At 45.1% G+C, this 6,650-nt stretch carries 11 protein-coding genes; 7 read left to right on the forward strand and 4 right to left on the reverse strand.

Translation table 11 applies throughout. The features are described from left to right. The 6 genes from BGO59_RS18330 to BGO59_RS18355 form a co-directional block, all read left to right on the forward strand. Nucleotides 1–290: hypothetical protein (locus tag BGO59_RS18330; RefSeq protein ID WP_293685401.1), on the forward strand; the 290-nt coding region annotated here is incomplete at its 5' end. Nucleotides 291–405: 115 nt separating this feature from the next. Then, on the forward strand, nt 406–582 hold the full coding sequence (locus BGO59_RS18335; RefSeq protein ID WP_293685403.1) for a helix-turn-helix transcriptional regulator: 177 nt from the start codon (nt 406–408) through the stop codon (nt 580–582). 159 nt (nt 583–741) lie between these two features. Beyond that, nucleotides 742–1,326, forward strand: coding sequence for a hypothetical protein (locus BGO59_RS18340; protein WP_293685405.1), 585 nt, complete (start codon nt 742–744; stop codon nt 1,324–1,326). Beyond that, on the forward strand, nt 1,313–1,699 hold the full coding sequence (locus tag BGO59_RS18345; protein WP_293685407.1) for a hypothetical protein: 387 nt from the start codon (nt 1,313–1,315) through the stop codon (nt 1,697–1,699). The genes BGO59_RS18340 and BGO59_RS18345 overlap by 14 nt, the downstream gene beginning before the upstream one ends. Before the next feature lie 217 nt (nt 1,700–1,916). Continuing rightward, entirely contained in the window at nt 1,917–2,303 is a 387-nt protein-coding gene (locus BGO59_RS18350) for a hypothetical protein (protein WP_293685408.1), read from the forward strand. Beyond that, on the forward strand, nt 2,303–2,659 hold the full coding sequence (locus BGO59_RS18355; RefSeq protein WP_293685410.1) for a hypothetical protein: 357 nt from the start codon (nt 2,303–2,305) through the stop codon (nt 2,657–2,659). The genes BGO59_RS18350 and BGO59_RS18355 overlap by 1 nt, the downstream gene beginning before the upstream one ends. A 673-nt stretch (nt 2,660–3,332) precedes the next feature. Here the strand turns inward: BGO59_RS18355 and BGO59_RS18360 are convergent. The 4 genes from BGO59_RS18360 to BGO59_RS18375 form a co-directional block, all read right to left on the reverse strand. Continuing rightward, complete coding sequence (locus BGO59_RS18360; protein WP_293685412.1) at nt 3,333–3,983, reverse strand: phosphoribosyltransferase; 651 nt, start codon at nt 3,981–3,983, stop codon at nt 3,333–3,335. Then, on the reverse strand, nt 3,952–4,674 hold the full coding sequence (locus BGO59_RS18365) for a DNA-processing protein DprA (protein WP_293685414.1): 723 nt from the start codon (nt 4,672–4,674) through the stop codon (nt 3,952–3,954). The genes BGO59_RS18360 and BGO59_RS18365 overlap by 32 nt, the downstream gene beginning before the upstream one ends. A gap of 91 nt (nt 4,675–4,765) precedes the next feature. Further along, nucleotides 4,766–5,473: a recombinase family protein gene (locus BGO59_RS18370; protein ID WP_293685416.1), complete on the reverse strand. Its 708-nt coding sequence runs from the start codon at nt 5,471–5,473 to the stop codon at nt 4,766–4,768. A 4-nt stretch (nt 5,474–5,477) separates the two neighbouring features. Then, nucleotides 5,478–6,239 (reverse strand): hypothetical protein, encoded by a 762-nt coding sequence (locus BGO59_RS18375; protein ID WP_293685418.1) that lies wholly within the window; start codon nt 6,237–6,239, stop codon nt 5,478–5,480. Between the two features lie 146 nt (nt 6,240–6,385). On the opposite strand from BGO59_RS18375, the gene BGO59_RS18380 reads away from it, so the two are divergent. Next, on the forward strand, nt 6,386–6,562 hold the full coding sequence (locus BGO59_RS18380; protein WP_293685420.1) for a hypothetical protein: 177 nt from the start codon (nt 6,386–6,388) through the stop codon (nt 6,560–6,562). Nucleotides 6,563–6,650 lie beyond the last annotated feature (88 nt).

The following is a 6,650-nucleotide window of genomic DNA, read 5'->3' on the forward strand; positions in this document are numbered from 1 at the left end:
AGGAGTATGTTGCCTCCATTCGTGCCGCAAGAGTAAGCCAGAAATTAGCAGAGGGCCGAATTGAAACGTCTAAAATGTTACTTAGATTCAGCCAGCAGAATCGAGACTCCTTGGCCAAATACAAACGGCTGGATTCTACGATTGCAGTCAGAATTAAGCAGCGTACAGACAACAGTAAGAATTACTACCTGGCCAATGCCGTAGTCAAATCAACCACTGGCCAGCAGGTCGAAACGGATACAACCAAGTATTTATTAACAAAGGACTTTAAATTCTACGTCTTCAACTAAAACCCTTCGGTAAATACTTCAATGTGCCTTCATTTGGCTTTTAGAGTCTAAAGAATATCTTTACGCAGCTTATTCATACTGCGAAGTGTCGGACCAAACACAACATACAGGACAAATGATCAAAGAAGCGCGAATCAAAGCTGGCTTAACTCAAAAAGAGTTAGGCGAACGAATAGGTGTATCTGTTTCAGCAATTACTAAGCTAGAAAACCGGAAATCAGCTCCAGCTGTAAGCACTTTGGAGCGAGTTGCAAAAGCTATAGGGAAAAAACTCGAAATAAATTTTGTGTAATATTTTTTTATTCAATTATGGGATTATTTAGTCCCATTTAATTACTATTGTGAAAGAAACCGAGTGAAGTACACTCGTTAGACATGGGAAACCCCAACGCTGCGTCCGTGAGAAGATTTGAGCGTTGGGGCCATGTGAACCGTTAAACCAATTAAGTCTATGTTCACGGAGCAAAACTACGTGGGTAGGGGGAATTCTGCAACAACCCTACCGAAAACACACCTTCCAAATCCATCAGCGGCCCATAATGGCCCTCAATCCCCTTCATTGCCTGATGATCGGCAAGGTCATCTGGGTAACTATCCTCAGAAACAGGACTTTCAACCAGAACGAGCCAACACTAACCCGGTTAGGCTTGAATTTTCCCCCATCAATCCGATCATCGCTGATGAGTATCCTACCTTAAACTCAACCGATTCAGAAGCTCCTAAACTAACCACTGTAGGACCTGAGCAGATACAGGTAAACAAATCAGTCTATGAGGCTCAAACTCGGTTGCTGGAGCTAGTCGACGACTTCCTTCTAAGGGGCAAGGGAGTAACGCCCATTGAGGCTATTAATGAACTTCTGTTCGAGTGCCTTTCTACGCCACATACAACACTGGCCAGCAAGGGCAATGAAGCCAAACTATGGATTGCCCTGGAACTGGCTTCCTTTTTATCTAAACTGAAACAGTACGCTGATAATACTGACTACCTGGTAGAAGAAGCCCATCGGGAGGGGGTATTGTATGGTCAACAATAAACCCTCTTCAACAGCGGCTAATAACGTGGATACCTCCTCTATTTTCTGGGCCATGGAGCTTGAAATCAATACTGATTCCAGGCGAAAGGATATTGCTTCCAATCCCTCGGATGCGGAGGTGATTTTACAGGCGCTTATGGACTACCAGCAAAAGCTGTATGGGGAGTTGGATGAGCAGAAAAAGAGCTGGGTTGCTTCACAGGGTTTATCCCAGGCAGATATTATTCGGTCGTTTGCTACGGGAGAATTAGCCTGTACGTTGGAGCAGATAAAGGTATGCAATACGTACATCAATCTAATAGCTACCCATCTAGGCGTCGATCTACGCCGGATCGGTAATGCCCAGCCGAAAAAGGAGGTGAGCCGTGACTAACGAACACCTTTTTACCGATACCCTGGTCTCCTTTCGCGAATGGGCTTCCAATGCCTACCATTATGTGAGTAGAAGAAACCACTTAAACAGCAGTGAGAAAGATGAAGCCCTAAAGAGATTGCGAGAATATGAGTCCTATTTAAAGGAAATATTCATTAGACACTCAAATGAGGATTGCAACTCGACACTCAACTGGATACTGCGAGGGCAGGCATCGATGAATCATATTGCCCATTTGTATGAGTTTCCGCGTTACCCTTTGCCTGACGAGGCTCCTGACAGCAAAGCCTTTGGGTACATCTTGTTTAATGTGACAGATGATTCAATGGAGCCCTACTTTCGAAAAAACGACGAGATGATTTGTCAGTCAATCAAGTTCATTGCCAGTCTAAAGCCTCACGATCTAATCGTCGTCACGTTTCGGAAAAACTACCGCACGCCCAGGCAGTCCAGAGTCGGCTGGTTTGATTCAATACAAGGAAATACTCTGTTTCTGGAGCGTCACGACCCTAAACGTGGGAGACTAAGACCGGATTGGCAGATTTCCATGTTCGATGTGGTTCATATCTGGAAAGTAATGTCTGTTAGCACTGACTGGGAATAATGAACAAAGCCTTAACCACAACCAGGCTGTCAAAACGCGAAAAGCGGAAACAGCAAACCGTCGACTGGGATCAGTTCGGACGAACGGGGTATATGCAGGTGATGCACTTTGAGTTATGGTACGTCGATGGCAGCAAGGGCGAAATCAATATTACCTCTCCTCATATCATCTGGAGCGAAGATATCGAAAACCAGCATTTCTTTATGCAGGAGTATCTCAAAAGTCAGTGCCAGCGGCTGGGGATCGTCAAGTACCGGGGCCATTGCTACCATAATATCAATGGGATATTGAAGAAGGCATTCTCGTATGCAGCATTCGACTTGATCACCAATAGCAACGTTGACGTGTATGACTAGCCTTGTTTGTAAAACCACACTGTCCCATAGTTGGGACGTGGGACAATCGGGATTCGTTACTGTCCCACGTCCCAACTATGGGACAGCTTCTAAGTATATGCCAAGTGTGCAGGATAGCAATCTCATCCTAGTAGCCCGTTGGGCCCAATATCAAAGGGTCGCGTCTGAAACGTGACCCTTTACAGGTGCCTGATTGTACAAAAACAAGGAGCTCTGCCTTTCTTTGGTCGACTACGGAGACGAAGCCAAATCAGCGCCAGGAACGTTTTTGTCGGACAAAAACACATCTTGCTATAGTTGATCGGCCTTGTTGCAGCAAGGGTAAACCAGAGAGGTAATGGGATCTGATCAGGTCATTCAGGTCTTGGATTTTTCTCCCCTTTTCAACTTTTACTTTATGTTTTCCTACCTGCTGTAAAATGCAATGCCAGCAACAGGCCTGATTTGAAATCGGAGGTGTCAGACAATCCTATAAAACAAAAGCCAATGGCAAAACTGATTTTGATCTATGACGGCGTTAGGATTCCTAACGCCGGGCCCTACTGGTAGTAAAACTCCCTACCAATAGGTCAATCCTAAGTTATTCTGGCAGATGGCTTTATTTTTAGATGGCCACCCACCAGAATAATGCAAAAGGTTCGGCATCGCTAGTTACATATAAGATCCGGCTCGGTTAAGGATGCCGGTTGACATCAGCGTATCCGTCGAATGTGATATTGCCAGTAGCGGGTTCAATGCGCTGCGTAATCTCAGGCGCAAGACCCTGGGTTCGTATGGGGGCAAAGAGTCGGATTTGGGACGTAGGGAAAGCTTCCGAAAGCCGAAGTGCACAGGCAAACGATGTTCTTCCTTTGGTTAAAACGTCATCGATGATGGTTATCCGTTTGGGCGGGATCACATCGGGTTTGTTGACGACCAGGCTTTTGTACTGATCCTCAACGGTTGGTCTACTACCCTGTGGGGCGTTGGAAGATTTGTTTATGGCGTAGGATCTCTGCAAGTAAGGGGTAACTACCCCGGCTAGGCCAACCCGAATCAGTTCGTCAGCGATCAACCGGGCAGGCCATAGCCCACCGGCTACCAGAAGCGAACTGCTAGGTGTTGGAACTAATACAACGTCGGGTCCAAAAAAGTCGTTGAAAATAGCGGATGTTGCAACTTGCCGGCGTAGGTAGTTGGCGAATTGCTGGAGCGTGTCTGCATTTCCATTTTTAAACCGGTAACAGGTATCCCTCGATTGGACAGAAAGTTCAGAACTTCCTCTTGGGGAATAATTCGCTACGGTCGCATACTTAAGCGGGGAAATCAGAGAAGCATTCTTCATCAACTAAGCCAGATGGTATGGAATAAAATAAATCCTCGAAGTTGTCTTGAGAAAGCAACTGAGCGCCATACTTCATCATTTCCTCCGCCCATGATAGCTTTCTTTCCTTAACCAGGTTTTCCAGTAAATACAATTGTCTTCCCAGTCTAAGCGCTTCCCATCCCTGATGAACCGTTCCACTTTTTTCAGAGGCTTCAATGACAATCGTTGCGTGACTAATAAGGGCCATGGTCCGGTTGCGAATCGGAAAGTTTTTTGGCTGAAAAGGGCTATAGGATGGAAACTGAGAGATAACCAACTGCTCATTGGCCAGTCGCTCAAAAAGATCCTGATTGGATTTAGGATAGGGTTTATTCAAAGGGGTTCCTAAAACAGCTATGGTTTTACCATTATAGTTTAAGGCAGTCTGATGCGCAATGGTATCAATGCCTTCGGCAAGACCACTCACAATCGTAATCCCTTTTTCAACTAAACGCCTTGACACAATCATGGCTCTCCTTACACCATTGGGTGTTGGGTTTCTGCTTCCAACGACAGACACACGCCCCCCACTTCGTAGTAAATCCAGGTTGCCGGCATAGTACGCTTTATGAGGAGCATGCTTCTTTTCGAATTCATTCAAAACCCCCATAGTCTCCGGGATTGAAAACGAAGGGAATTCTTCTGTTTCTGGCAGGTCTTTCCTATTCATAAAGTTTCTCCTGTATATCGTTAAGCAACGTGTAATTTTTTATTCTTTCTATCAAGCCGAAATTACTATGGGTACCCACATTCACGCACCGCTACACCGTGGCTTCCTTCTGGGTTCGCTGAATCAGCCGCATTACCTGAGTGGCCTGAAACTCGCAGCCCTGGGAGGTTCGAAATCCCGCCTGATTAAGCTCATAAGCAATCTGGGAAAAGTTCTTACCCGCTTTAAGCATCATTATGGCCATCGAGGTAGCTCTTCGGTTGTTCTCGTTCAACGCAGCCCGTCGAACATTGGCTGCTGTGCCTTTGGCCTGGGCTTCGGGCGTGAGGTTTTCGGGTTTGCCTAGCTGAGCACCCTGGGCAATCTTAGCCTGAAGAGCCGAGCGGGTCCGCGAACTGATTAGTTCGCGTTCGTGCTGGGCCAGTGTAGCAAAGATGCCAATGGTCAGGGTATTGGCATCGGGCATATCGACACACTGAAAGTTTACACCTGAGTCACGGAGCGTAAAGATGAACGAAGCATTTCGGCTTAGCCGGTCGAGTTTGGCAATAACCAATACGGCCCCTTCCCGCTTGGCCCGATCAATGGCAGCGGCTAGTTGAACCCTTTGGTTATTCTTACCTGATTCTACTTCGGTGTATTCGGCAATGATGGCACCCTTTACGAAGCCAGCCACAGCCGACCGCTGAGCCTCCAGGCCTAAACCGGATTCACCCTGAGCCCGGGTCGATACCCGGTAGTAAGCTACGTACTTGGTTTGGCCATTAGCAACCTGTGAGGAAGAGTTTTTCTTTGCCATTAGCTTATAAATGTTTGTAGAGGTAATGACCACAACCACAACTATGAATGAATTCCCAAGTTTTTTTATGGTCTTCTGTCCAGTAAAGAAAACCAGGTCTTACATAAGACAAATTCAATAAATCGTTCCAGTCATTGGGCTTTATTTTGAGACTACTTTGCATAGACAGTTGCCTAATCCATTCATCGAAAGTTGAAAGGTACAATTCCAGAGCGCTCCAATTAAGTGGCAAACCGGCTACCGTATTCGTTATCACTTGTTTAGTTATCTCCTTATGCTGATATCGTACCTCGGCTCTACTCATTTGCTTTTTATGAAGCCCTCTGAATTCAATCTGCTTGCGGTGTTCATCAATCATGTCCAAAAAAGCCTTATTGTCCCTTTCGGTTTGATCATAATATTCTTGATAGGCTTTACGAGCAGCCTCCTCATGAGATTCAGGAGGTTTCACCACCCTTTGAACCGACTTGATCAACCTGGAAATTTGCTCCCAATTTGATTGGCTTGCCTGGTGACCTGACACTAATTTCATGTACTCAATCGGCGGTTCGCAGTAAAGCTCAGTAGTATATTGGTCAAAGGCCATAACAGCTGCCCGCAATTGCGTATAGTCTTTCAGTCCGTTTGGGCTTGTACAAAATTCATAACCATTAATATATGTGCCAATCAAGTGCTTTCCAGCTATCTCCTGATGATCTATCCTTCCATCTGACAAACGATACCAGATGTTAGTATCACAAATAATAGACACCTGTTTATGGTCCATTTTAGGCTTATTTTACACTACTTAAACGTCCGTTCAAGCAGTGTAAATATAACGTGTTAGCATTAGCAACACAAATATTTTAGTAAAAAATGTTGCTACTATTAACACTTTTTTTGCTAAGTTTATTCTTCCTAAAAACTAACGCAATGGCTAAGGAAACCAGTCACTTACACGTACGGCTCAGCACGAGGCTGAAAGATGATTTTAAGGCAATGTGCGATGAAGACGAAATTGATATGTCTGACAAGGTGCGTGAAATTATTGCCAATTTGGTAAGAAACCGCAAACGACAATCTGGTAAAGTAGATACAAAAGTTGGATAACTAGTTGATTATCAACAATTCTACTTGATTGTCGAATTGTACATAGTCTTCGCAATTGTCATTTGTAACCATGAGCAACTTTTTAGAA

The organism is Spirosoma sp. 48-14 (genome assembly GCF_001898575.1).
In the GTDB taxonomy this organism is placed as follows: Bacteria; Bacteroidota; Bacteroidia; order Cytophagales; family Spirosomataceae; genus Spirosoma.